Source organism: Dactylosporangium sp. CA-152071 (assembly GCF_050936335.1).
Lineage (GTDB): Bacteria > Actinomycetota > Actinomycetes > Mycobacteriales > Micromonosporaceae > Dactylosporangium > Dactylosporangium maewongense.
The window spans coordinates 588,224-612,499 of record NZ_JBNJMZ010000002.1; the positions used below are offsets into that span (position 1 = coordinate 588,224).

The 24,276-nt window shown below is 72.6% G+C and carries 25 protein-coding genes; 11 read left to right on the forward strand and 14 right to left on the reverse strand.

What is annotated here, in order from left to right; translation table 11 throughout:
• Window positions 1–123: 123 nt before the first annotated feature.
• From ACQEVZ_RS42850 to ACQEVZ_RS42900, 11 genes are all read right to left on the reverse strand, one after another.
• The gene (locus ACQEVZ_RS42850) at window positions 124–609 is read right to left on the reverse strand and encodes a MaoC family dehydratase (RefSeq protein WP_433378527.1); all 486 of its coding nucleotides are present in this window, start codon (window positions 607–609) and stop codon (window positions 124–126) included.
• Window positions 610–611: 2 nt separating this feature from the next.
• Window positions 612–1,325, reverse strand: a complete 714-nt coding sequence (locus tag ACQEVZ_RS42855) for an enoyl-CoA hydratase/isomerase family protein (protein WP_433378530.1) — start codon at window positions 1,323–1,325, stop codon at window positions 612–614.
• A 20-nt stretch (window positions 1,326–1,345) separates the two neighbouring features.
• The gene (locus ACQEVZ_RS42860; RefSeq protein WP_433378533.1) at window positions 1,346–2,308 is read right to left on the reverse strand and encodes a zinc-binding dehydrogenase; all 963 of its coding nucleotides are present in this window, start codon (window positions 2,306–2,308) and stop codon (window positions 1,346–1,348) included.
• Window positions 2,305–3,012, reverse strand: a complete 708-nt coding sequence (locus ACQEVZ_RS42865; protein ID WP_433378536.1) for a nitroreductase family protein — start codon at window positions 3,010–3,012, stop codon at window positions 2,305–2,307. The genes ACQEVZ_RS42860 and ACQEVZ_RS42865 overlap by 4 nt, the downstream gene beginning before the upstream one ends.
• Window positions 3,009–3,761, reverse strand: coding sequence for a nitroreductase family protein (locus tag ACQEVZ_RS42870; RefSeq protein ID WP_433378539.1), 753 nt, complete (start codon window positions 3,759–3,761; stop codon window positions 3,009–3,011). Before ACQEVZ_RS42870 ends, ACQEVZ_RS42865 begins: the two co-directional genes overlap by 4 nt.
• Window positions 3,758–4,735 (reverse strand): hypothetical protein, encoded by a 978-nt coding sequence (locus ACQEVZ_RS42875; RefSeq protein ID WP_433378542.1) that lies wholly within the window; start codon window positions 4,733–4,735, stop codon window positions 3,758–3,760. Before ACQEVZ_RS42875 ends, ACQEVZ_RS42870 begins: the two co-directional genes overlap by 4 nt.
• 74 nt (window positions 4,736–4,809) lie before the next feature.
• Entirely contained in the window at window positions 4,810–5,448 is a 639-nt protein-coding gene (locus ACQEVZ_RS42880) for a TetR/AcrR family transcriptional regulator (protein ID WP_344505000.1), read from the reverse strand.
• Window positions 5,449–5,607: 159 nt separating this feature from the next.
• A complete protein-coding gene (locus ACQEVZ_RS42885; RefSeq protein WP_433378545.1) occupies window positions 5,608–5,952 on the reverse strand; it encodes a hypothetical protein in 345 nt (114 codons plus the stop codon).
• The gene (locus tag ACQEVZ_RS42890) at window positions 5,949–6,263 is read right to left on the reverse strand and encodes a hypothetical protein (RefSeq protein WP_433378548.1); all 315 of its coding nucleotides are present in this window, start codon (window positions 6,261–6,263) and stop codon (window positions 5,949–5,951) included. Before ACQEVZ_RS42890 ends, ACQEVZ_RS42885 begins: the two co-directional genes overlap by 4 nt.
• 14 nt (window positions 6,264–6,277) lie before the next feature.
• Complete coding sequence (locus tag ACQEVZ_RS42895) at window positions 6,278–7,795, reverse strand: PQQ-binding-like beta-propeller repeat protein (protein WP_344505004.1); 1,518 nt, start codon at window positions 7,793–7,795, stop codon at window positions 6,278–6,280.
• Between the two features lie 91 nt (window positions 7,796–7,886).
• Window positions 7,887–8,657 carry a M15 family metallopeptidase gene (locus ACQEVZ_RS42900; protein ID WP_433378552.1) on the reverse strand — a complete coding sequence of 257 codons (771 nt, stop codon included), beginning with the start codon at window positions 8,655–8,657 and terminating at the stop codon, window positions 7,887–7,889.
• 19 nt (window positions 8,658–8,676) lie between these two features.
• Between ACQEVZ_RS42900 and ACQEVZ_RS42905 the strand changes: the two genes are divergently transcribed.
• Window positions 8,677–9,549: a L,D-transpeptidase family protein gene (locus ACQEVZ_RS42905; protein ID WP_433378554.1), complete on the forward strand. Its 873-nt coding sequence runs from the start codon at window positions 8,677–8,679 to the stop codon at window positions 9,547–9,549.
• A 5-nt stretch (window positions 9,550–9,554) separates the two neighbouring features.
• On the opposite strand, the gene ACQEVZ_RS42910 is transcribed toward ACQEVZ_RS42905, so the two are convergent.
• A complete protein-coding gene (locus tag ACQEVZ_RS42910; protein ID WP_433378557.1) occupies window positions 9,555–10,523 on the reverse strand; it encodes a hypothetical protein in 969 nt (322 codons plus the stop codon).
• A 303-nt stretch (window positions 10,524–10,826) separates the two neighbouring features.
• Here ACQEVZ_RS42910 and ACQEVZ_RS42915 point away from each other — a divergent pair, with 303 nt between their 5' ends.
• The 7 genes from ACQEVZ_RS42915 (at window position 10,827) to ACQEVZ_RS42945 (ending at window position 21,143) form a co-directional block, all read left to right on the forward strand.
• Complete coding sequence (locus tag ACQEVZ_RS42915; protein WP_433378560.1) at window positions 10,827–11,924, forward strand: sugar ABC transporter substrate-binding protein; 1,098 nt, start codon at window positions 10,827–10,829, stop codon at window positions 11,922–11,924.
• 99 nt (window positions 11,925–12,023) lie between these two features.
• Window positions 12,024–12,797: an ATP-binding cassette domain-containing protein gene (locus tag ACQEVZ_RS42920; RefSeq protein ID WP_344505009.1), complete on the forward strand. Its 774-nt coding sequence runs from the start codon at window positions 12,024–12,026 to the stop codon at window positions 12,795–12,797.
• A complete protein-coding gene (locus ACQEVZ_RS42925) occupies window positions 12,794–14,053 on the forward strand; it encodes a sugar ABC transporter permease (RefSeq protein ID WP_433378564.1) in 1,260 nt (419 codons plus the stop codon). Before ACQEVZ_RS42920 ends, ACQEVZ_RS42925 begins: the two co-directional genes overlap by 4 nt.
• 100 nt (window positions 14,054–14,153) lie before the next feature.
• Complete coding sequence (locus ACQEVZ_RS42930) at window positions 14,154–15,560, forward strand: ROK family protein (protein WP_433378567.1); 1,407 nt, start codon at window positions 14,154–14,156, stop codon at window positions 15,558–15,560.
• A 116-nt stretch (window positions 15,561–15,676) separates the two neighbouring features.
• Window positions 15,677–18,490 (forward strand): putative bifunctional diguanylate cyclase/phosphodiesterase, encoded by a 2,814-nt coding sequence (locus ACQEVZ_RS42935; RefSeq protein WP_433378570.1) that lies wholly within the window; start codon window positions 15,677–15,679, stop codon window positions 18,488–18,490.
• A 176-nt stretch (window positions 18,491–18,666) separates the two neighbouring features.
• Window positions 18,667–19,905, forward strand: coding sequence for a type III PLP-dependent enzyme (locus tag ACQEVZ_RS42940; protein WP_433378573.1), 1,239 nt, complete (start codon window positions 18,667–18,669; stop codon window positions 19,903–19,905).
• Window positions 19,905–21,143: an MFS transporter gene (locus tag ACQEVZ_RS42945; protein ID WP_433378576.1), complete on the forward strand. Its 1,239-nt coding sequence runs from the start codon at window positions 19,905–19,907 to the stop codon at window positions 21,141–21,143. The genes ACQEVZ_RS42940 and ACQEVZ_RS42945 overlap by 1 nt, the downstream gene beginning before the upstream one ends.
• A 34-nt stretch (window positions 21,144–21,177) precedes the next feature.
• On the opposite strand, the gene ACQEVZ_RS42950 is transcribed toward ACQEVZ_RS42945, so the two are convergent.
• Window positions 21,178–21,870, reverse strand: a complete 693-nt coding sequence (locus tag ACQEVZ_RS42950; protein WP_344505016.1) for a type 1 glutamine amidotransferase domain-containing protein — start codon at window positions 21,868–21,870, stop codon at window positions 21,178–21,180.
• A gap of 110 nt (window positions 21,871–21,980) precedes the next feature.
• Between ACQEVZ_RS42950 and ACQEVZ_RS42955 the strand changes: the two genes are divergently transcribed.
• Window positions 21,981–22,562 carry a DUF1349 domain-containing protein gene (locus tag ACQEVZ_RS42955; RefSeq protein ID WP_433378579.1) on the forward strand — a complete coding sequence of 194 codons (582 nt, stop codon included), beginning with the start codon at window positions 21,981–21,983 and terminating at the stop codon, window positions 22,560–22,562.
• Window positions 22,563–22,603: 41 nt separating this feature from the next.
• Here the strand turns inward: ACQEVZ_RS42955 and ACQEVZ_RS42960 are convergent, their stop codons facing one another.
• Window positions 22,604–23,209, reverse strand: coding sequence for a class I SAM-dependent methyltransferase (locus ACQEVZ_RS42960; protein ID WP_433378582.1), 606 nt, complete (start codon window positions 23,207–23,209; stop codon window positions 22,604–22,606).
• A 66-nt stretch (window positions 23,210–23,275) separates the two neighbouring features.
• Between ACQEVZ_RS42960 and ACQEVZ_RS42965 the strand changes: the two genes are divergently transcribed.
• On the forward strand, window positions 23,276–23,866 hold the full coding sequence (locus ACQEVZ_RS42965; RefSeq protein ID WP_433378586.1) for a helix-turn-helix domain-containing protein: 591 nt from the start codon (window positions 23,276–23,278) through the stop codon (window positions 23,864–23,866).
• Window positions 23,867–23,873: 7 nt separating this feature from the next.
• The gene (locus ACQEVZ_RS42970) at window positions 23,874–24,176 is read left to right on the forward strand and encodes a hypothetical protein (RefSeq protein ID WP_433378589.1); all 303 of its coding nucleotides are present in this window, start codon (window positions 23,874–23,876) and stop codon (window positions 24,174–24,176) included.
• Window positions 24,177–24,276 lie beyond the last annotated feature (100 nt).

A 24,276-nucleotide genomic window follows, 5' to 3' on the forward strand; every position in this document is an offset into this window, starting at 1 on the left:
CCGCCGAGGCTAGGGGGACCAGGCGCCGGCGAACCATCGACGCCAGGCACATAGTTCGATGTCCGCGGGTGTGGCCGGCATGTCCGGCTCTGGCCGTGCGCCGCCTGACCTGTCCGCTGTGGTTCAGCTGTAGTAGCGGAACAGGATCTCCGCGGCGCAGCAGGTCTCGCCGGTCTCGGCGAACTCCACGACCACCGACGCCTTCGCCTGCACGCCGGCGGGACGGCCGGCCTCGGCCTCGATCGGCTTCGCGGACAGCAGCGTCGCGGTGCCCTGGATCTGGACGCCCGGCGGGAGCGGCTTGACGAAGCGGACCCGGTCCAGGCCGTAGTTGACGCCCATCGAGTAGGCCTGCACCTCCAGGATGTCGGCGAGCAGGCGCGGCACCAGGGCGAGGGTGAAGAACCCGTGCACGATCGTCGTGCCGAACGGGCCGGAGCGGGCGCGTTCGACGTCGACGTGGATCCACTGGCGGTCCCTGGTGACGTCGGCGAACTGGTCCACCTGCTCCTGGGTGAGCACCTGCGGCTCGCTGGCGCCGAGCTCGTGGCCGACCAGGCCGAGCAGGTCGTCGGGGGCGGGCACGGTGGTGAGACGGACGGGTCGCATGGTCACTCCGGTTCGGTGGCGAGGGCGGTGACGTGTTCGGTGAGGGTGGTCCATTCGCGGTCCCACGCGTCGGCGGCGACGACCGGCCGGGCGACCCGCAGCATGCGCCGCACCGCCGCCTCGTCCAGGGCGGCGATCCGCTCGGCGAGGGCCTCGACGTGCCGGTCGAGGTCCGCGGCGGGGACCGTCTCGCTGACGAGCCCGCGGCGCGCGGCGTCCTCGCCGGTCCAGGTCTCGCCCGCGATGAGCAGCCGCCGGGCGGCCGCCGGCCCGACGGCGAGCGGCAGCAGCACGCTGGACCCCCAGCCGGGGACCTGGCCGACGGCGATGTGCCGGTCACCGATCCGGGCGGTGTCCGCGGCGACGGCGACGTCGCAGGCGAGCAGCAGTTCGAGGCCGCCGCCGAACGCGGCACCGTTGACGGCGGCGATCGTCGGTACACCGGCGGCCATGACCGCACGGACCAGCCTCCGGCCCCGGTCCAGGAACTTCCGCAGCGCTGTCAGGTCACCGAGCAGCGCCGTGGCCTCGGTGAGGTCGGCGCCGGCGCAGAAGCTGCGTCCGGTGCCGGTGAGCACGAGGACGCGGATGCCGGGTTCGTCGGCCGCGGCGAGCCACTCCTCCAGGCCGGCCATGACCGCGGAACTGCACGCGTTGCCGGCGCCGGGCCGGTCGATCCGCGCCCACAGCGCCGCCCCTCGGCGGGTAGCCACCACAGGCCCGCGGTCTGGAGCGGTCATGCGACACGCACGCAGAGCTTGCCGAAGGCGGCGCCGGACAGCATCCGCGTGGCCTGGGTGGCGATGTCGGCGAGGTCGACGGTGCTGTCGACGACCGGACGGAGCCGGTGCTCGGCGACGAAGTCGAGCAGCGCCCGGAACTCCGCCAGGGATCCCGTCGTCGACCCGTGGACGGTGATCTCCCGGGCGAACAGCCGGGTCAGGTCGAGGCTCGCGGTGAAGCCGCTGGTGCCGCCGCAGACGACGATCGTCCCGCCGACGCGGGTGGAGCGGGTCGAGTGCTCGAACGTCGCGGCGCCGACGGTCTCGACGACGACGTCGGCGGGCTCCGGGATCCGAGCGCCGGTGTCGAACGCCGCGGCGGCGCCGAGCTCGAGGGCCCGCTCCCGTTTCCGCTCGGACCGGGAGGTGACGACGACGGTGGCGCCGGCCGCGACGGCCAGGCTGACCGCGGCGGTCGCCACGCCGCCGCCGGCGCCCTGCACCAGCACCACCTGCCCGGGGGCGAGGGCGGCCTTGGTGAACAGCATCCGGTACGCGGTCAGCCACGCCGTCGGCAGGCTCGCCGCCTCCGCCCAGTCCAGGTGCGCCGGGCGCGGCAGGACGTGTGCGGCGGGGACGGCGATGTGCTCGGCGAGCACACCGTGACCGGCGTCGGGCAGCAGGGTCGCGTGCGCCACGACCCGCCCGCCGTTCCCACCGTTCGCGGGCAGCGCCGGGTAGACCACGACGTCCTGCCCGCCGGCCACCCCGGCGGCGTCGCTGCCGAGCACGTGCCGGCCGGTGCCCGGGTGCCGGGTGGCGCCGCGCAGCGTCCACAGGTCGTGCATGTTGAGCGCGCCGGCCCGCACGTCGACGCGGACCCAGCCGTCGGGGACCGCGGGGGTGTCGAGGTCGCCGACCCGGATCGCGGCGACCGGGTCGGCCGGGGACGGCTCGATGACGTAGGCGGCCCTCACGCGGACCCGGCCCGCTCGGTGGGACCGTTCCAGAACGTCACGTCGCCGAGGTCGGCGCGGGCTGCGGGCCGGAAGTCGAGGCCCTTGGTGTAGGCGACCGGCAGCAGCGTGATCGGCCGCCAGTCGTCGGGCAGGCCGAGCACCTCCCGCACCTGCGTCGCCTTGTGCGCCAGCGCGGTCGCCATCACCGACCCCAGGCCGCGGGAGCGCAGCGCCAGCTGGAACGACCAGGCGAACGGGAAGATCGAGCCGTAGTAGCCGGACGCGGTGCCGCCGAGCGGGCGCTGCGGGACCGGTTTGGTGCTGCACAGCACGACCAGGACCGGCACCTCCTCGAGGTGGTCGACCAGGTACTTGACCGCGGTCAGGATCCGCGCCTGCCGGGCCTGCGACACCGGGTCGGGCCGCACCGACGGCGACAGCCGGGTGGTCGTCGCCGCCTCACCGCCCGCGAGGGGCCCCTCGACGGTCTGGTGCCACACCTCGGTGTACAGCGCGCCGATGCGGCGTTTCAGCGCCGGGTCGTCGACGGCGACGATCCGCCAGTCCTCGAGGTTGGAGCCCATCGGCGCCTGCTGGGCCAGCCGCAGGCAGTGCTCGACGACGGCACGGTCGACGGGCCGGGTGAAGTCCATGCGGTGCCGCACCGCGCGGGTGGTGGTCAGGACCTCGTCGATGTCGGTGATCACGGCGGGGACGGTCATGCGGTGTCCTCTCCCGTCAGGCGGTCGACGGGCTTGTCCTCGTAGGGCAGCGGGTCGCCCCACCGGTCGAGGAAGGCGACGTCGCTGACGGGCTTGCGGGCGGCGACCTTGAAGTCGGTGCCCTGGGTGTACGCGATCGGGAGCATGGTGATCTGCAGGGCGTCGTCGGGGATGCCGAGCAGCGTGGCCGCGGCGGCGGCGTGGTGCAGGTGCAGGGTGGTGATGACGGTGCCGAGCCCGCGGGCCCGCAGCGCGAGGTTGAACTGCCAGATCGCCGGATACAGCGACCCGTACACGGCCGAGTGCGTGCCGGGGCCGCCCTTGGCCGGGTTGGGCCGGGTCGCGCACGGGATGACCAGGAACGGCGCCCGGCCGATGTGGTGCGCGAGGTGCTCGGCGCCGCCGAGGATCCGCGCGGTCCGGGCGCTGACCGCGCCGTGCTCGTCGACCCCGCCGAGACGGCCCCGCACGATCCGGCTCTCGGCGCCCTCGGCGCTGTGCAGCGGCTTGTGCACGTATTCCAGGTAGGCGTCCAGGTACAGGCGGGCCAGTTCGGCCTTGCGGTCCGGGTCGCCGACGACGACCCAGCGCCAGTCCTCGGCGGCGCCGCCGGTCGGGGCCTGCACCGCCAGCTGGAGGCACTCGCCGATCACGTCGAGGGGCACCGGCCGGTCGTAGTCCAGCCGCAGCCGCACCGACCGGGTGGTGGTGAGGACGTGGTTGAGGTCGGTGAAGGGAAGCCCGGTCATGCTCCGACCTCCGCGTCGTAGCCCATCAGGTCGGCGATGTGCAGGGTGTCGCAGTACTCCCGAACCTGCGCGATCCCGTCCGGGGCGGTGTCCACGACCCACAGGTAGCGGTTCTGGTACCGGTTCTCTTGCTGGGGCCCGCCGCCCAGGGTCGCGTCGCCGCTCGCCTCGATCGCCACGAGGGTGTCGTCGGCGACCCACCGGTGCGGGGTGACGGTGACGGCCGCGGAGGCGTAGGCACCGGAGGCGATCCTGGCCCGCATCGCGGTGAGCTTGTCGGCGATGGCGACGGTGCCGTGGAAGGGGCCGTTCGCGGTGATGTCGCCGGTACGGTGCAGCCGCCCGCGCCCACGGTCCCGGCCGGAGTCGGTCCACCAGGTGGCGCCGGCGCCGAACAGCGCCGCGAAGGCATCGACGTCGCCTCGGGCGAGGGCCGGCCACAGCGCGAGCGCCAGCTCCTCCGCCCGGCTCCCCGGCCGCTGCCCGCCGGGCCCGGGCACGTGGTCCAGGGTGGTGCGGGGCACCGGGGCGCCGGCGCCGACGACGTGCTGGGCGTGGATGGTGTCGAGGTATTCGCGCACCGACACGATCGCCCCGGCGGCGTCGACGTCGAACACGAACGCGTACCGGTTGGCGTATTCGAGGCCGGAGGCGTGCAGACCGTGGCCTTCGACCTCGATGACGCACACGTCGGTCCCGGCGATCACCCGGCGCGGGATCTGCCGGCAGCCGGTCGGGAACGCCTTCGGGCCGAGCGACCGCATCAGCGCGAGCTTGTCGTCCATGCGCATCAGCCCGTGCAACGGGAACCGGCCGCTGCCGCCGGGCGACACCGCCGGGTCGCCGCCGCGGCGGTCCGGTCCGGTGTCGACCCACCAGGTCGCGCCGGGCGCGCACAGCCGGGCGAGGCCGCCGAGGCTGCCCCGGTCCAGCGCGGTGACGAAGTCCATGCCTGCCCGAACCGCCCGCGTCATGGACCCTCCAATCATTCCGACTGGAAGGTATCTATCACACCGGGAGCGGCCCACTCAAGGGTTCGCCCTGCCCATCAGGCGTACAGGCCCTCCAGGACCATGGCGCTGAACTGGCGCGCCACCTCGTCCACGCTCAGCGGGCCGCTCAGGTTGAGCCACTGGTACGCCCACGCGCACATGCCGACCAGACCGAACGTGGCGATCCGGGCGTCGACGTCCGCGCGGAACACACCCCGTGTGACGCCGTCCTGCACCATCCCGGCGAAGGCCGCCTCGACCAGGTCCCGCTTGCGGGTCACCTCCGCGAACAGCTCCCCGGTCAGGTACCGCCGCTCCTGGTAGAAGATCGTCACGTGCGCCCGGTACTCGGCGACGCTGGTCAGGCTGAACCGGATCAGCTCGCGCACCCGCACCGCCGGGTCGTCGCTGCCGGCCTCGATCTGCTGGATCGCGGTGAGCTGGGCCTCCAGGTACTCCTCCTGGATGTGCCGCAGCAGGTCGTCCTTGCTCTCGAAGTGGTGGTAGAACGCACCCTTCGTCAGCTGCGCCTGGTCCGCGATCTCCTGCACCGACGTGCGGTCGAAGCCGCGCTTCTCGAACAGGTCCAGCGCGCTCGTGATCAGCGACTTGCGGGTGTTCTCCGGGTCGTACCCGTCCGGCCACCGCTGCCGGCGGCGGGTCGACTCCGGCCGGGCGGACGTCGCACGAGCCATTTACGGCCTCCTGTATCGCTGCGGAGCCCAGAGCCTACCGTCCGGTCGGAAGGTTTGCTGCTGGACCCCTCAAACTTTCGTGCGCACAGGGTACGGCGCGAAGTGCCAGCTTGCGCACCGCCTCGTGCTGTCACCCTCATACAGCCTAAAACGCGACGCTCAGAACGGCGGCCCATCGACCGGTCCCACCGAAGTCAGCCCGGCCGGCCTGGGCATGGGCCGTTGCAGCACCGCCACGGCGTCCTTCACCCGGCCGAGGTCGAGCAGGTAGCCCGCAAGCGCCCGACTCCCCCGGCCGGGACAGGGGCCGAAGACCCGGCGGGACCCCGAGTCGCCGGGGTCGCGGTAGACGGCGATCGCGCCTTCCACGTCACCGCGCTCCTCCAGCAGCTCCGCGAGACGTCGCGCGGCGTCCCCGTGATACTCGGCCGCCGCGTACGCCCGCAGCTCCTCGACCCGGTCGTGCCTGGCCAGCAGCTCGGCGAGCGCGTCACGGCCGTTCACCGAGGTCGCCCCCAGTCGCGCAGCACGGCGACCCGGCCCTGCCCCTCCAGCAGCTCCGCCATGGCCCTCGCCGCCGTCCACCAGCCCGTCGCCACGAACGGCGCGAGCAGCGCCGCCGACCGCTCCGGCCGCCTGCGGGCCAGCTCCAGCGCGCAGAACCATTCCCCGCGACCTGCCTGCAGCTCCACCTCTCCGGCGTGACCGAGCCCCACCAGGCGGGCGACCAGCTCCGCCGGGATGCAGTCGGCCTGCATCCCGGCGCGGCGGTCAGGATCCTCAGCTTGTGCCGGCGCGCACGTCGCGTAAGGCATCCTAGGATACTGGGTCAGGAGACCGACAAGGAGTGGATGGCGCCGGCCCGGGTGCCGAAGTACATGGCGCCCTTCCAGACGGCGGGGGTCGACTCGATGCAGCCGCCGATCTTCAGCTCCCACAGCAGCGTCGGCTGGGCGTTGGTGTCCTTGACGTCGTAGGCGTGCATGACGCCGGAGCAGTCGCCGATGAACAGGGTGTCGTCGACGACGACCGGGGACTGCCAGGTCTCGTTGCCGGGGACGTGGAACTTCCACCGCACGGCGCCGGTGGCGCGGTCCAGGCCCATGACGTCGCCGCCGGTCGTGTCGAAGATGGCGATGTCCTTGAACAGCGCCGGCGTGCCCCAGATGCCGGCGGGCTTGCTGCCCTGGTCCTTGACCGACCAGACGACGGGATTGTCGGGCTTCGACGGGTCGAGCTTCAGCATCTGCCCGACCTGCTTGGAGCGGGCGTTGCCCTTCTCGTACTCCGAGCCGACGTACAGGAAACCGTCCTCGTCGATGACGATCGAGGCGTCGGTGTCGTCACCGGTCCAGAACCGGAACACGCGGGTCGGGGTCTTGCCGGCCTTCAGGCCGCTGATGTCCCAGCCCTGCACGAGCCCGCCCGAGTTCGCGAAATACACGACGTCCTTGTAGATCGCGACGGAGTTCTCGATGGAGACGTTGGTGTCGCCGAAGTCCTTGAGCAGCTGCTGGTCCCAGCCGGGGGTGTTGAACACCAGCTTCGGGTCGACGGTCACCTTGCCGTTGGCGTCGTAGCCGCGGTTGAGCTTCACGATGTGGAACTGGCTGTTCTCGCCGCCCTCGAACAGGTAGTCGTCGATGATCAGGCCGGAGCCGTCCCAGTCGTCGTTCCACATCGTCGGCTTCACCGCGTTCGCCGACAGCTTCCACAGCTCGGTCGGCTTGCCCCGGTCCAGGGCGATGACCCGGTAGTAGTTGTCGCGGGAGCCGGAGTACAGCAGCGGGAAGCCGTCTGGGTCCATGGTGACGGTGCCCTTGATGATGTCGCCGGTCTGGAAGTCCGGGATGATCCGCTCGCCGGTGGCGGCGTCCAGGAAGTGGATGGCGCCGTCGTACGCGCCGAACACCACCCACGTCCGGCCGTCCTTCTCGAACACGGCGGGCTGGCCGGTCCAGCCGTTGCCGCACCACTGCGTCGTCTTGCCCTTGTCCTCCGACATGCGGCACAGCCCGCCGGTCTTCGGGAACTGCCACTTGCGCACCGGCATCTCCCGCGGCACCGGGCCCTGCCCGTAGTAGGTGCGGGTCGGGTTGCCGCGGAACGTCAGCAGCCCCTGCACCTTCGTCCCGTACGGCTTGCCGACCATCGCGGGGTCCGACCAGCCGGTGAACGCCGGTTTCGCCGGTGACGGGGACGCCGGCTCGGCGGGCGCCCCGGTCGCGGTCACGTCCGGGGTCTCGGAGGCGGTGTCGCGCAGCGCGTACGCGGCGGTGGCGACCCCACCGACGACCAGGGCCAGGGCAGCAGCGATGGAGAGGCGGAAGGCCGCCGTACGTGACATTGCGCCAGTATGTCGATCGACCGCCACCCGCGGCTCCCCCGAACGGCGCTATGGGATCCGTGCCACCGGCCTCACCCCGCGCGGCACCCCATCACGGTTTTTCGAAATGCTGGTAGTCCACGCCGGTTTTCCAGGCGCCTCCCCAGGCGAACCCCTCCGCCTTGAACGCGGTCACGACCACGTCACCGGCCACGATCATGCCGGGTCTGACATTACGCCGGTCCAGGTATTCCTTGCCGGCGGACGGCATGATCTGCTTTCCCGGCAGGTACGGGTTCTCCACGGTGTTGACGTCGATCGCGCGGCCGTACGCGTGGTTGGACCAGTGCGTGGTGTTCGGGACGTTGCGGCAGTTGAACGCCGACGTGTTGTCCGCGGCCATGGACGCGTCGTCGCTGCCGCCGTACGCCTCGATCGTCTGCATGCTGCGGATCGGGAACCGCGCCGCGTAGAGCCGGCCGAAGACCCGCACGACCGGGTCGGCGATGGCGCGGTGCACGACCAGCTCACCGACCCTGGCGGTGCCGTCGAAGTCGACGTAGGACAGCCGCAGCAGCCGCAGGTCGTCGAGGCCGACGGGGCAGCCGGGCCGCCACGACACGCCGGTCATCCGCTGCCGCGCCTCGGCGGACAGCACCTCGACCGTGCCGACGAAGGCGGGTGTACCGGCGGCGCTCAGCGACGCGGCGCTCGGCGACGCGGTCGACGGGCTCGCCGCGACGGCCCGTGACGGCGGCGACCCGCTCGCGGCGGTGCCCCCGGAGTCGCCCCCGCAACCCGCGAGCACGGGCAGGACCAGCGCCGACGCCAGCGCCAACTTCACGACGGCGGCGACCGGGCGGGTGCGGGAACGGTTGTGCATGCGGCCGATACTATGTGTCGTGCCGGTTGACCAGCGCAGACGACGCGCCCCACAGGCCCTGCTCACGCTCGCCACATTGCTGCTGGTGCTCACGGCGTGCGGCGGGAAGCCCTCCCGATCCGCGCAGCCGGAGTCGAGCCCGTCCGCGTCGGAGGCCGCGGCGCCGCCCCTGGAGGCCGAGACGACACCGGTGGCGACGTCACCGTCGGTACCGGCGTCACCGTCCGCGTCGGCCTCCGCGTCGAAGAAGCCGTCGCCGTCGAAGACCGCCGCGGCGGCGGTCGCGGCGAACGACGCGTCGCGGCTCAGGACGCTGCCGTCCGGCACGACACAGGTCGTGATCGTGCAGGCGGCGAGCGCGTCCGCGACCACGGCGAGCCTGCAGGCCTACGCGAAGACCGGCGGGGCGTGGCAGCCGGCGCTGCCGGCGATGACCGCGAAGATCGGCGCCAACGGGTTCAGCGGCGCCAAGCACGAGGGCGACAAGACGACCCCGACCGGCGTGTTCGGCTTCGACGGGACCATGTACGGCATCTCCGCCAACCCCGGCGTGAAGTACACCTACCACCGGGTGGTGCAGGACGACTGGTGGGACGAGAACAGCGACTCCCCCGGCTACAACACGTTCCACCACGGGGCGAACCCCGGCGGGCCGAGCGAGCCGCTGTGGCAGATCAGCCCGCAGTACAACCACTTCGCGGTGATCCGCTACAACATGCCGGCGACGCCGGGCCGCGGGTCCGGCATCTTCCTGCACGTCACCAACGGCAACCCGACGCTCGGCTGCGTCGCGCTGCCCACCGGTGACCTGGTGGCGCTGCTGCGGTGGCTGAACCCGGCGGCGAACCCGCGGATCGTGCTGTCGCCGACCGGCCAGCTGTCGCGGTACTGAACCGGTCAGCCCACGTGGGTGGCGCCGCAGCCGGGGCAGGTGAACAGGTGCACGTCGGTGGTGAGGCGCAGGCCCGTCGGGCGCTGGTGCGCGTCGCCGTCGGGGGCGGACCAGTCCAGGTCCTGCTCCTCGATGGGGATCCAGTGGAACGACTCGTCGTCGTACTCGTGATCGGAGATGACCAGGAGCAGGTCGCTGGGCGTGCCGCAGTGCGGGCACGGGAACCCGCCGGGGCGGCGCGGGTAGCCGCCGACCTTCCAGCCGGGCGCGACGAACCCGGCCGCGACACCCGGCGGCATGCGGTCGCGGACGGCCGGCGGCAGCGCGTCGGCGCACGGGTAGTCGGTGACCTGCTCCGGGTGCAGCAGGCACGGCGTCGGCAGCCAGCCGGCGTGCTGGACGTCGCCCTGCGGCGGGTCGGTGAGCAGGTCCGTGGGCAGGTCGGCGGCGCGCCGGCGGCGGATCTGCACGGCGGGGCCGGCGGTGTCGCGCAGGTGCTCGACGGGGCACCACAGGACCTGCAGGACGTCGAAGATGTCGCCGTGCGGGTCGGTGCGGGGCAGGTCAGGGACGTCCGACGCCCACAACTGGGCGAGCGGGACCAGCGGGTTCCCCCTGGCGTGCGGGCGGCCGTCGCGCAGCTCGTGCGTGCACAGCGGCCACGGCTCGTCGGCCGGCCACGCCAGGGGGCCGCCGACGTGGCTGTCCCCCGCCCTGGGCGGGTGGACGGCGGCATCGGGCACCCGGGCGGCGTGCGGCGCGCCGACGTCGGCCACGCCGGAGGGGGCACCTGCCGCGCGGGAAGCGGCGCCCGGCCCCCAAAAACCGGCACCAGAACCGGCACCAGAACCGGAACCGGAACCGGGCGCGCCGGAGGTGGCACGGCGCGGGTGCAGGCGGGTCGAGGTCCGGCCGAGCGCGGTCAGCTCCGGGAACTCGGCAAGGATCTCCGGCGCGAACGGCGGAGTGATCATGATCTCGAGGATAGCCACGACGAATGGAGCGAAGCGGAAACAACGCTCAGGTTTCACGTTCTACGCAACCAGCTGGCAACCGAATCCGGCGATGATCATGTCGGCGGGAGCGGTTGCGTCGGCGTTGCGCAATTGTTACCGCCAACAACATTTTCGAAATCGCGGTGGACTTGTGCCCACCGGTCGCGGAGGAATACGTTGCCGGGCACAACAATCACCGTCGTCCCGAAGACACCCCGACGGTGCCCCCCGCCCCCGAAACCCCCCAGCGCCCTGAGGCGCATATCCGAAAGGACCCGTGCAATGCGCAGAGGGATCCTCTCCCTGTTGGCGGTCGGCGTCCTCGCCACCGGCGGTCTCACCGCCTGCGGCGACGACAAGGCCGCCGATTCCGGCAGCGGCGGCAACGCCAAGAAGCCGAAGATCGGCGTGATCCTGCCTGACAGCAAGTCCTCGGCCCGCTGGGAGACCGCGGACCGCAAATACCTCGAGGCGGCGTTCAAGACCGCCGGCGTCGACTACGACATCCAGAACGCGCAGAACGACAAGGCCGCGTTCCAGACCATCGCCGAGCAGATGATCACGGGCGGCGTCAACGTCCTCATGATCGTCAACCTGGACTCCGGCACCGGCAAGGCCGTGCTGGACAAGGCCAAGGCCGCCGGCGTCGCCACCATCGACTACGACCGGCTCACGCTGGGCGGCTCGGCGGCGTACTACGTCAGCTTCGACAACGTCGCGGTCGGCAAACTGCAGGGTGAGGGCCTCGTCAAGTGCCTCACCGACGCGAAGGCCACCAAGCCGGTCATCGCCGAGCTCAACGGCTCCCAGACCGACAACAACGCGACCCTGTTCAAGCAGGGCTACGACGGCGTGCTCAAGGCCAAGTACGACAGCGCCGAGTACGTGAAGGGCCCGGACCAGTGGGTCGCGGAGTGGGACAACACCACCGCCGGCACGGTCTTCGAGCAGATGCTGACCTCGACGCCGAACATCGCGGGCGTCCTGGCCGCCAACGACGGCCTCGGCAACGCCGCGATCAACATCCTCAAGAAGCAGAAGCTCAACGGCAAGGTCCCGGTGACCGGCCAGGACGCGACCGTCCAGGGCCTGCAGAACATCCTCAACGGTGACCAGTGCATGACCGTCTACAAGGCCGTCAAGCAGGAGGCCGACGCCGCCGCCAAGCTCGCCATCGGCCTGGCCAAGGGCGAGAAGGGCGCCACCTCGCAGAAGGTGACCGACCCCGAGGGCAAGCGTGAGGTCGACGCCGTCCTGCTGACCCCGAAGTCGATCACGAAGGACAACGTGAAGGACGTCGTCGACGACGGCTATGTCACGGTCGCCGAGCTGTGCACCGGCGACTTCGCCGCCAAGTGCGCCACGGCGGGCATCAAGTAACACCAGCCGACCGGCCCGGTGTCCGCGTTCCCCCCGCGCGGACACCGGGCCTGCGCGCTGCCGTCACCACCCGTCGTCGGACATGCAAGAAGGAGCATCGTGACCGACACACCTCTGCTGGAGGTCCGTGGGCTCAACAAGAGCTTCGGACCGGTCCAGGTCCTGCGTGACGTGGACTTCTCCGCGTACGCGGGCCAGGTCACCGCCCTCGTCGGCGACAACGGCGCCGGAAAGTCCACCCTGGTCAAGTGCCTCGGCGGGATCTACTCGATCGACTCGGGCGAGTACCTGTTCGACGGCAAGCCGGTCAGCGTCCACGGGCCGCGCGACGCCGCCGCGCTCGGGGTCGAGATCGTCTACCAGGACCTCGCGCTCTGCGACAACCTCGACATCGTCCAGAACATGTTCCTCGGCCGCGAGATCAAGAGCGGCATCGTCCTGGACGACATCACGATGGAGCAGCGCGCCGCGGAGACCCTCGCGGGGCTGTCGGTGCGCACCGTCAAGTCGGTCCGCCAGCACGTGTCGAGCCTGTCCGGCGGACAGCGGCAGACGGTCGCGATCGCCAAGGCCGTGCTGTGGAACAACCGCCTCGTCGTGCTCGACGAGCCGACCGCCGCGCTCGGCGTCGCGCAGACCGCCCAGGTCCTGGAGCTGGTGCGGCGCCTCGCCGACAACGGCCTGGCCGTCGTGCTCATCTCGCACAACATGAACGACGTGTTCGCGGTCGCCGACCGCATCGCCGCCCTGTACCTCGGCCAGATGTGTGCCCAGGTGAGCGCGACCGACGTGACCCACTCCCAGGTCGTGGAGCTCATCACCGCCGGTCGCAGCGGCGACCTCGGCCTGCGCAAGAACGGAGCGACGGCATGACCGTGTCCACCGTGCCGCCGGAGGAGAAGTCGACCGCCGGCCAGCCGGCGACCCTCGGCCTCTACGTGCGCACGTACCTGGCGAAGGTCCGCGGCGGCGACATGGGCGCGCTGCCGGCCATCCTCGGCCTGATCGCGCTCACGATCATCTTCTCGGTCGCCCGGCCGGTGTTCTTCAGCGCCGCGAACTTCGCCAACCTGCTCTCCCAGGGTGCCGCCGTCACGGTCATCGCCATGGGCCTGGTGTTCGTGCTGCTGCTCGGCGAGATCGACCTGTCCGCGGGCTACGCCAGCGGCGTCTGCGCCGCGGTCCTGGCGACCCTGCTCACCACGCACGGGTTCCCCTGGTACGTGGCGATCCTCGGCGCCGTCGTGACCGGGGTAGCCATCGGCCTCGTCATCGGCCTGCTGGTGTCGAAGATCGGCATCCCGTCGTTCGTGGTGACCCTGGCCGCGTTCCTCGCCTTCCAGGGCGCGGTGCTGCTGCTCATCAAGGGCGGCACGATCATCTCGGTCGACGACCCGACCATCAAGATGATCAACTTTGACGGCCGGTTCACCCCGTTGCAGGGCTGGATCCTGTACGGCGTGACGATCGTCGCCCTGACCGCGCTGCAGCTGTGGAAGCGCACCAGCCGCGCCCGCCGCGGGCTCGCCGTCGAGCCGATGTCGGTGATCGCGCTGCGCGTCGGCTCGATCGCCGCGCTCATGGGCGTCGGCGTCTACGTGCTCAACCTCGAACGCGGCCGCAACATCCTGTTCTCGCAGAAGGGCGTGCCGATGGTCGTCCTGCTCATCGGCATCCTGCTGGTGATCTGGACGTTCGTGCTCAGCCGCACCGCCTACGGCCGGCACCTGTACGCGGTCGGCGGCAACAAGGAGGCGGCCCGCCGGGCCGGCATCAACGTCGACGCGATCCGCATCTCCGTCTTCGTCATCTGCTCCGGCATGGCCGCCGTCGGCGGCATCATCGCCGCGTCCCGGCAGGCGTCCGTCGACCCCAACACCGGCGGCAGCAACGTGCTGCTCTACGCCGTCGGCGCCGCCGTCATCGGCGGCACCAGCCTCTTCGGCGGCAAGGGCCGGGTCCTGGACGCCGTCCTCGGCGGCGCGGTCGTCGCCGTCATCGAGAACGGCATGGGCCTCATGCAGTACAGCGCCGGGCAGAAGTTCATCGTCACCGGTGTCGTGCTGCTCGCCGCCGCCGGCATCGACGCCCTGTCCCGCCGCCGGGCCGCATCAGCCGGGCTGAGATAGCCGCGCCGTCCCGCCGGTCGGAACAGCTGCCAGAACGGCTCTGGTCCGGCCAGCGGGACGGCCGTACGGTTAGCGGCAGCCATCAACGAGAAAGTCGAGCATGCGCGTCGGCCCCAGCCAGGAGGAGATCCGCAGGAGCAACCTCGGTGCTCTCCTGCGCTCCGTGCACCTCCACGGCGCCATGTCCCGCGCCGACCTGACCACGAGCCTGGGACTCAACCGCAGCACGATCGGCGCGCTCACCGCCGACCTCGCGGCGGCCGGGCTCGTCAGCGAGGGCGTCCCCCGCGAGCAGCGCGGCCGCGCCGGCCGGCCCTCCCTGGTCGTGCGGCCCGAGTCCGAGCACGTGTACGTGTTCGCGTTCGCCGTCGAGGTCGACCGGATCGTCGCCGCCCGCGTCGGGCTCGGCGGCGTCGTGCTCGACCGGCACGCCGCCGTCCGGCAACGCGGCGACCGCAGCGCCGCCCAGGTCGTCGCGCCGATCGCCGACTTCGTCCGGCAGATGCAGAAGGCCGCCCCGCCGGGGGCGAGGCTCGTCGGCAGCGCCGCGGCGGTCTCCGCCATGGTGCGCCGCGAGGACGGGTTCGTCCGGCTCGGCCCCGAGCTCGGCTGGGTCGACCAGCCGCTCGGCGAGGCCCTCGCCGACGTCATCATCAGCACCGGCGTCGACCTGTTCCCCGCCACCGGCGTGCGCACCGCCCCGGCGGGCATCGTGCCCGCGCAGCGCACGCCGCAGGCCCACGACCTGGTCGACCCGTCCGGCGCGCTGACCCGGTCCGCGCAATCCGCGCGGCCCGCGCGACCCGGCGGGACCGACGCCGCCGACGACACCGACGAGGACCTCGGCGAGCCGGACGGTCCCGAGCCGGCGCCGACCCGGGCGCTGGTGCAGGTGCGCAACAACGCCGACCTCGCCGCGCTCGCCGAACACGCCCGCGGCGCCGCCGTCGGCTGCGACAACGTCGTCTACCTCTACGGCGACGCCGGCGTCGGCGGCGGCATCATCGCCGCCGGGCGCCCCGTCACCGGCCACGGCGGCTACGGCGGCGAGGTCGGGCACATGGTCGTCAACCCCGCCGGCAAGCCGTGCAGCTGCGGCTCCCACGGCTGCTGGGAGACCGAGATCGGCGAGCACGCGCTGCTCGCCGCCGCAGGCCGCAACCCGTCGTCCGGGCGCGACGGCATCCTCGCCGTCGTCGACGCGGCCGGGCGGGGCGACGCCTCGGCGCAGGCGGCGGTCCGGCAGGTCGGCGACTGGCTCGGCTTCGGCGTGGCGAACCTCGTCAACATCTTCAACCCGGAGATGGTGATCTTCGGAGGCACGCTGCGGGAGGTGTACCTCGCATCCGCCGCACAGGTGCGCAGCCGCCTCAACCGCAACGCGCTGCCCGCCTGCCGCGAGCACGTCCGGCTGCGGACCCCGGTGCTCGGCGAGGACGCCGCGCTGCTCGGCGCCGCCGAGCTCGCGTTCGAGCCGCTCTTCGCCGACCCCCTGGATTTCGCGTAACCAGCAATTCCGTAATTCCGGGTGCGGTGCGGTTGCCGGGCTCCGCGACGCCTCAGCTCTCCTGCCCGTCACCCGATCTTTCCGGCGCTGGACGGGAACCGCGACGGGAGGCGACATTGCTGGGCAGGCTGCGGCACGTCGTCCCGACGCGTGGGTACGCGATCCTGTGCGGGACCGCCGCCGCCGTCACCGCCCTGCTGTTCGTCGCGCTCGTCACCGGCGCCGGCGGGCCCATCGTCGCCCAGAACACGTCCAACGTCGCGCTCTTCGCCGCCGCGCTCGCCGCCGCGTGGGGGTGCCTGACGAAGGCGCTGGGCAAGGCCCAGCGCCCAGTCGCGCGCCGGGTGCGCTGGTCGTGGGCGCTGACCGGGCTCGGCGCGTTCTCCTGGGGCGTCGGGCAGATGTTCTGCATCTGGTACGAGACGATCCAGGGCACCGAGGTGCCGTTCCCGTCCCTCGCGGACGCCGGCTACTTCTGGATGATGCCGTTCACCGCGGCCGGGCTGCTCGTGCTGCCGATGAGCCGGCAGAGCGTCGCCCAGCAGGCCCGCAGCATCCTCGACGGGCTCATGATCGCCGCGTCGCTGCTGCTCATCACCTGGATCCTGATCCTGGGCCCGCTCGCCCGGCAGGGCGCCGACAGCTTCCTCGCGCTGCTGGTCACCCTCTGGTACCCGGGCGGCGACGTCGTCGTGCTCACCGTGGTGCTGTTCATGCTCGCCCGGCTGCGTGCCGGCGGGCACCGGCCCATGTCGCTGCCGCTGGTCGGGACCGGGCTGGCCGCGTTCACGGTGTCCGACAGCGGCTACGCGTACCTGACGCTCATCGACAACTACGGCTCCGGCGCCGTGCTCGACCTCGGCTGGTTCGTCGGGTTCGTGCTGATCCTCGTCGCGTCCCGCAAACCGGACCTCGAGCACGCGGCCGGTGACTCCGACGCGCTGACCCGCCCGCTCGGCGTCATGCTGCCCTACATCGCGGTCCTCGGCGCCCTGTGCACCAGCGCGTTCGAGGTGCTCAGGCACGGCGCGCACGACCCGGTCGTGTCCTGGTCACGGTCCGCGATCATCCTGCTCATCGTCGGCCGCCAGCTGCTCACCCTGCTGGAGAACCGCAACCTGACCCGCGACCTGGAGGACCGGGTCGAGGCCCGCACCGCCGAGCTGCGCGCCAGCGAGCAGCGCTTCCAGGCGCTCGTGCAGCACAGCTCCGACGTCGTCACCGTCGTCGCCGTCGACGGCACCGTCACCTACCAGTCCGAGTCGATCACCCGCGTCTTCGGCTACGACCGCGAGCACGTCGCCGGGCAGCGGCTCACCGGCTTCCTGCCCGACGAGGCCCGTGCCCGCCTCGAGGAGGCGTTCGGCGCGGTCGCCGACACCCCCTACGCCAGCCGGGTCGTGGAGATCCCGATGCGGCACGCCGACGGGCACCTCCGCCTCGCCGAGGTCACCGTCACCAACCTGCTCGCCGACGCCAACGTGCAGGGTCTCGTGCTCAACTCCCGGGACATCTCCGAACGCAAGGAGCTCGAGGACCAGCTCGTCCACGAGGCGTTCCACGACGGCCTCACCAAACTCGCGAACCGGGCCCTGTTCAAGGACCGGGTCGAGCTCGCGCTGCGCCGCCGCGGCGACGCCGACATCGCCGTGCTGTTCCTGGACCTCGACGGGTTCAAGGAGGTCAACGACAGCCTCGGCCACGCCGCCGGCGACCAGCTGCTCGTGCAGGTCGCCGACCGGCTCGCCGCCGCGGTCCGGCCCGGCGACACCGTCGCCCGCTTCGGCGGCGACGAGTTCGCGGTCCTCATCGACGTGGTGGACAACGCGGATGACGCCGACGACCTGGCCACCCGCATCATCGACGCCCTCGACCTGCAATTCGATATCGACAATACGGAAATCCACGTGCGGGGCTCGATCGGCATCGCCCTCACCGGCCCCGACGCCGCCGACGCCGACCAGCTCATGCGCAACGCCGACCTCGCCATGTACCGCGCGAAGGCCGCCGGCGAGGGCACCTTCGCGCGCTACGACCCGGCGATGCACTCCGGGCTCGTCGACCGGCTGCAGCTCGCCGCCGACCTGCGCCGCGCCTTGGAGGGCACGGGAGGCACGGGAGGCACGGGAGGCACTGGAGGCACTGGAGGCACTGGAGGCACTGGAGGCACTGGAGGTACTGAAGGCACCGGCGAGCTCGTCCTGTACTACCAGCCGACGATCGAGCTGCGCTCCGGCACCGTCACCGGCTTCGAGGCGCTCGTGCGCTGGAACCACCCCGTCCGGGGCATGATCTCCCCCGCCGACTTCATCCCGCTCGCCGAGTCGACCGGCCTCATCCGCCCCCTCGGCCAGTGGGTCCTGGCCGAGGCGTGCCGCCAGGGCGTCGAGTGGGGCGCCGGCGACCCGGACCGGGTGCTGACGATGGCCGTCAACGTCTCCGGCCGCCAGTTCGACCAGACCGACCTGCCCGCGATCGTCGCCGGCGTCCTCGCCGACACGGGGCTGCCGCCGGAGCGGCTGTGCCTGGAGATGACCGAGAGCGTCCTGATGACCGACACCGAGGAGAACCTCGCGGTCCTGCTCAGCCTCAAGGCGATCGGTGTCAGGCTCGCCATCGACGACTTCGGCACCGGCTACTCGTCCCTGGCATACCTGCGCCGCTTCCCCGTCGACACGCTGAAGATCGACCGCTCCTTCGTCGAGCGCATCGGCGGCGCCACCCCCGACGCGGCCCTCGCCCGCACGATCGTGCAGCTCGGGCAGAGCCTGGGGATGGCGACGGTCGCCGAGGGCATCGAGCAGTACGCGCAGTTCCTCGCGCTGCGCCGGATGGGCTGCGACCTCGCCCAGGGCTACTACTTCTCCCGCCCGCTCCCGGCGGACGAGGCCGGCGCCCTGCTGCGCGACCCGGCCGCTCTCGCCGCCTGAGGTCCCGGTTGCCGCACCGGTGCGGCCGCGTGGGGGTTCGCCCCCGTCCAGCAACGCCACTCATGTCCAGGAACCGCCGGCGCGTGCCGATCTCACCGTGGGGCGAGGCGCGAGCCGCCGCGCCCCGACGTGCGATCACAGGGCCATCACCAGGCATCACGAGAAGGAGCTCATTGATGACGGCTGCCATCACCGACCAGGCGCGTCTGGACCTGCCCGGCCACTGGCCGGCCGCCCTCGGGCCGCGGGCCCTGGCGGGTCTCGACGTGCCCACGCCGTTCCTGGCAGTCGACCTGGACACCGTCGCGGACCGGTACACCGCGTTCGCCGCCGCGATCCCGGGCGTGTCCACGTTCTACGCGATGAAGTGCAACCCCAGCACCGACATCCTCGGCACGCTCGCCGCGCTGGGCGCCGGCTTCGAGGTCGCCTCCATCGGTGAGCTGCGGATGCTGCAGGAGATCGGCGTCGACCCCGCCGAGGTCCTGTACAGCAACCCGATCAAGCCGCCCGCCGCGATCGTCGAGGCCCGCAAGGCCGGCCTGTGGCGCTTCAGCTTCGACTCCGAGGGTGAGCTGCACAAGCTCGCCCAGCTCGCGCCCGGCGCCGCCGTCTACATCCGGCTGCGCGTCGACGACTCCACCAGCAGCTTCCCGCTGTCGCGGAAGTTCGGCGCGGAGGCGCACGAGGCCCGGGCGCTCCTGCTGCTCGCGCGGGAGCTGGGCCTGCGGCCGTACGGCGTCACGTTCCACGTCGGCTCGCAGTGCGCGACCACCAGCGCGTGGCGGCAGGCGATCGCGGCCGCCGGCCGGCTGATGGCGGCCCTCGCCACCGACGGCGTCCACCTGGAGATGCTCGACCTCGGCGGCGGCTTCCCGGCCCGCTACGTCGAGCGGGTGCCGTCGCTGACCCAGATCGCCGACGCGATCGTGCCGGCCCTCGACGAGCTGCTGCCGTACCGGCCGCCGGTCCTCGCCGCGGAGCCCGGCCGGCACCTGGTCGCGGAGAGCTCCGTCATGGTGTCCTCGGTGCTGGGCCGCGAGGTCCGGGCCGGGGAGAACTGGCTGTACCTCGACATCGGCGCCTACCACGGCATGATGGAGACGCAGCAGACGGTGCAGCAGTGGCGGTTCCCGCTGTGGACGTCGCGCACCGACCACGCGCTCGTGCCGCACCTGCCGTTCACCGTCACCGGCCCGTCCTGCGACAGCTCCGACACGATGTTCTACGGCGTCAACCTGCCGTCCACGATCGACGTCGGCGACCAGCTCTACATCGGCTCCGCCGGGGCGTACACGCTGAGCTACGCCTCCAACTTCAACGGCTTCCCGCCGCCGGAGCCCGTCTTCGTCGGCGGCGTCGCCCCGTCCCGGGTGCCGGTGCACCTGCCCGGTGCCCGGGTGGGCGGCAGCTGATGGCCACGGCCGTTGCGCCCCCGCGGACGCACCGGCCCACGCGCCCGTCCCGCCATCGCAGTGGGACCCCCGGCGGGCGCCGGCGCGCCGGGCGGCTGCGCGAGCTGATGGTGTCCGGGCTCGTCGACTCGTTCGGCCTGTCGCTGGGCTGGACCGTCTTCAACCTCGTCGCCGTGGACCGCGGCGGGCTCGCCCTCGCCGGGCTGTTCAACGCCGCCATGCTCATCGGCGTCGTGCTGTCCGCGCCCGTCACCGGCCGGCTCGCCCAGCACCTGCACGGGCGCACGCTGCTGCTGCTCGCCGGCGGGACCGAGGGCGTGCTGCGGGTGGCGACGCTCGCCGCGCTGCTCGCCGGCTGGGACGGCAAGCTCGTCGCGGCGGGCATCGTCGTCATGCACATCGCCGCCTACGCCGGGTTCGCCGCGATGCGGGCCGAGGTCGCCGCCGTCGACGCCCGGCCGCAGGCGATGACCCGCTACGCGCTGTCGATCGCCGCCGTCGAGGCCGCGGGGGCCGGCGTCGCGGCGCTGCTGCCGCTGCGGGGGCATTTCCAGCTGGCGGTGTTTCTCGTGTACGGGCTGAGCCTCGTCCCCACGATCCTCACCGCACGCAGAGCGCGCGTCCGCGACTCGGCGGGCGTCGACGCCGGCACCGACGCCGGACCTGGCCCGGCCAGGACCCGGGTCCGACGGCGCCGCCCCCGGCTGCCGTGGCCGGTCCTCACCGGTGGCGGGTTCGTCACGCTCCTCGCGGCCGGGCCCGCCCTGCTGTCCGTGGCCCTCGCCAGCGAGCTGCACGGTCACACGGCGGTGGCGGGCGCGGCGATCGCGTTCAGCGCCGGCTGCCTGCTGTCGTCGTCGGCGGTCTCGCTCGTCGACCGGCTCCGGCTGCCGATCCAGGTCACCTGGCCGCTGTGGGGCGTCGGCATGCTCGCCGGCTGGCTGCTCGCCCCGGCGCACCTGCTCGGGCTGTTCTTCGCGCAGTTCCTGTCGGGGCTGTCGATGACGGCGTTCGAGGGTGGCATGGACGCCCGCATCGCCCGCGACGCCGCCCCGGGCACGGTGACGACGGTCCTCGCGTGGAGCGCCTCGACCCGGGCACTCGGCGGGGCGGTCGCGGTGCGGCTGCTGCCGGCGCTGGTCGCCGCCCCGGCGATCGGCCTCACCAGCGGCGTGGCGGCGGCGACCCTCGCGGCGGCGGCGCTGTCGGCGTTCGTCCGGTTCAGGACGGCCCGCTGAGCGACCGCCACGGCGCCGCCGGCGTCCGTCCCGCTCAGGAAAGGCCGCTGAGCAGCTGTCGCGCGAGCGGCCCCGCCGAGGCGGGGTTCTGGCCGGTGTACAGGTTGCGGTCGACGACCGTGTACGGCTTCCAGACCTCGCCCCGGCTGAACTCGACGCCCATGGCGACGAGCTCGTCCTCGGCCAGCCACCTCGCCCGGCTCGCCAGCCCGACGGCTTCCTCCTCGTCGTTGGTGTACGCCGTGACGCGGTACCCGGCGAACGGCGACACCCCGTCGCGCCGGGTGGCGAGCAGGGCGACCGGCGCGTGGCAGACCACGGCGAGGGGCATGCCGGCGGCGAGGGCGGCGGTCAGCAGCCGTCCCGAGTCGGCGTCCTGCCACAGGTCCTCCATCGGCCCGTGCCCGCCGGGGTAGTACACCGCGTCGTAGTCCTCGAGGCGGGCGGTGGCGAGCGCGACCGGCCGCCGCAGCTCCCCTGCGCCGCGGATCACGCCCTCCTGCTCCAGGGCGACCTGCTCGCCGCCGGCCATCGCCGGCCGCAGGCTCATCACGTCCACGTGCGGCACGACCCCGCCGGGCGTCGCCACGACGATCTCGTGCCCGGCGCCGGTGAGCGCGGCGTACGGCGCCGTGAACTCCTCGGCCCAGTAGCCGGTCGGGTGCCTGGTGCCGTCCCTGAGCGTCCAGTAGCTCGCCCCGGTCATCACGAACAGGATCTTCCCCATGCCCTGAATCGTCCCCGTTCCCGGCGCCCCGGCGACCACCTCAAGGGATGACTCCTCGCCGTCGGCTCACGGGCCCCGCCCGCGGCAGGAGGACGGTTAAGATCGTCACTGTGCTGGACACCATGACCTGGCTGCACGAGCCGCCGAGCTGGTCGGTCGAGGACGGTGTCCTGCGCGCCGTCACCGGCCCGCGCACCGACTTCTGGCGGGAGACGTTCTACGGCTGGACCACCGACAACGGGCACTTCTTCCACCGGCCGGTGTCCGGCGACTTCACCGCCGAGGTGCGGGTGTCCGCGCGGCACACGACCCGCTTCGACCAGGCCGGCATGATGGTCCGCGCCGACGAGCGCACCTGGTTGAAGACCGGCGTGGAGCTCACGTCGGGCGCCCTGCACGTCGGCACCGTGTTCACCCGCGGGTGCTCCGACGTGTCGATGGCGCCGGTCGCCGGCACCGCCGCCGAGACCGCCGCCGAGACCGCCGTGCGGGTGAGCCGCTTCGGCAGCGCGCTGACCGTCCACTGCCGCGCCGGCGACGGGCCGTGGCAGCTGCTGCGCCTCGGCCACCTCGACCTGCCCGAGACGGTGGACGTCGGCGTCATGTGCTGCTCGCCGGAGGGCGCCGGCCTCGAGGCGACGTTCCGCGACCTGCGGATCGGCCCGCCGATGTCGCGGGACAACCTCGAGTGACGCCCGAAGGCGACTTCGCGATGTACCGGCGCGTCTTGTAGCTACCCGGTCCGTTCGATCAGCAGGACGTTGTCGGTGATGGTGGCGGTCTGCCCGCCGGGGCCGGTCGCCACGCGCTGCGGCATGTCGGCCCGGCGCTTGACCCATCGTGCCGGGTCGAGCGCCAGGTCGGCGGCGACCTCGTCCGGTGTGGGGAACCGCGTGGCCGGGTCCTGGTTCCACGACCAGGGCGCGATCGACCCGTGGTCGACGACCAGCAGCAGCCCGCCGGGGCGCAGCGCCGCCGCCGCGGTCCTCAGCACCCGGGCGCGGTCCAGCGGGAGCGGGGTCTGCAGGTACTGCGCGGAGATCAGGTCGAACGTCCCGCCCGGGAAGCTGGTCGCCAGGTCGTGCCGCTCGGCGGTCACGTCGAGGTCGCCGGCGCGGGCCCGGATCCGCTCGACGGCGGTGCCGGAGACGTCGACGGCGGTGACCCGCCAGCCGTGCCGCGCGAGCCAGAACGTGTCACCGCCGGCCCCGCAGCCGAGGTCCAGCGCGGTGCCGGGGGTGCGCTCCCCGGCGGTCTCGACGAGCAGCGGGTTGGCCCGCTGCCCGGGCGCGCTGTGCGTGCGGTAGTGCTCGTCCCAGAAGTGTTCGGCCTCGCTCATGCCGTCCAGCGTCGCGGCGCCCGTTGCCTGGTTGCAAGTCTTGTTGCGGATCCGCATGCTGGTGGCATGGGTGGTGCCGAGGACGACGTGCTCGCCGGGGTCGGGCCGCGCCTGCGCGCGCTGCGCCGCTCCCGCAACGCCACCCTCGCCGGCCTGGCCGCCGAGACCGGCCTGACCGCGAGCACCCTGTCCCGGCTGGAGACCGGCAAGCTCCGCCCCACCCTCGAGCAACTGCTGCCCCTCGCCCGCGCCCACGGTGTCCCGCTCGACGACCTGGTCGCCGCGCCGCCCACCGGTGACCCCCGCATCCACCTGCGCCCCGTCCGCCGCTCGGGCATGACGGTGATCCCCCTGACCAACCGTCCCGGTGGCGTCCAGACGTACAAGGTGATCTATCCACCGGCGAGCCGCTCCCGCACCGTGAAGCTCCAGACCCACGACGGGCACGAGTGGTTCTACGTCCTCAACGGCCACGTCCGGCTCGTGCTCGGCACGCAGGACCTGCGGCTCGGCCCCGGCGAGGCCGCCGAGTTCGACACCCGCACCCCGCACTGGATCGGCAGCGCCGGCCCCCACCCCGCGGAGCTGCTCACGATGTTCGGCCCCCACGGTGAACGCGCCCACCTCACTCCCCGCTCGCGCCGGCCGGTGCCATGATGCGGGCGTGATTGATCAGGGTCTGTGGTACGCGATGCCGGAGCTCGTGGGGAGCCGGGTGCGGCTCGAGCCGTTGCGGGTCGAGCACGCGGAGGGGTACCTCCGGGCGGCGCGGGAAGGGGTGCTGCGCAAGCACCGGCGGCGGGCGGACGGGTCGTGGCGGGACACGGTCGTGTACTCGATCGTCGACGATGACTGGCCGGGGGTGCGCGACGGGCTGCGCGGGCGGCTGGCGCGGGCCGTGTCGGGTGGTCAGGTGGGCAGGACCGGACCCGGGCCGGACAGTGCCGCGGGGGCAGGCGTGAAGTAGTCGGGGTGCATCGCGACGCGGTGCGGCCTCACCTGCACCGTCAGCTGACCCGGATCTCCGGTTTTCACGATGTACACGAAGCGTAGTCGTTAGATTGCGA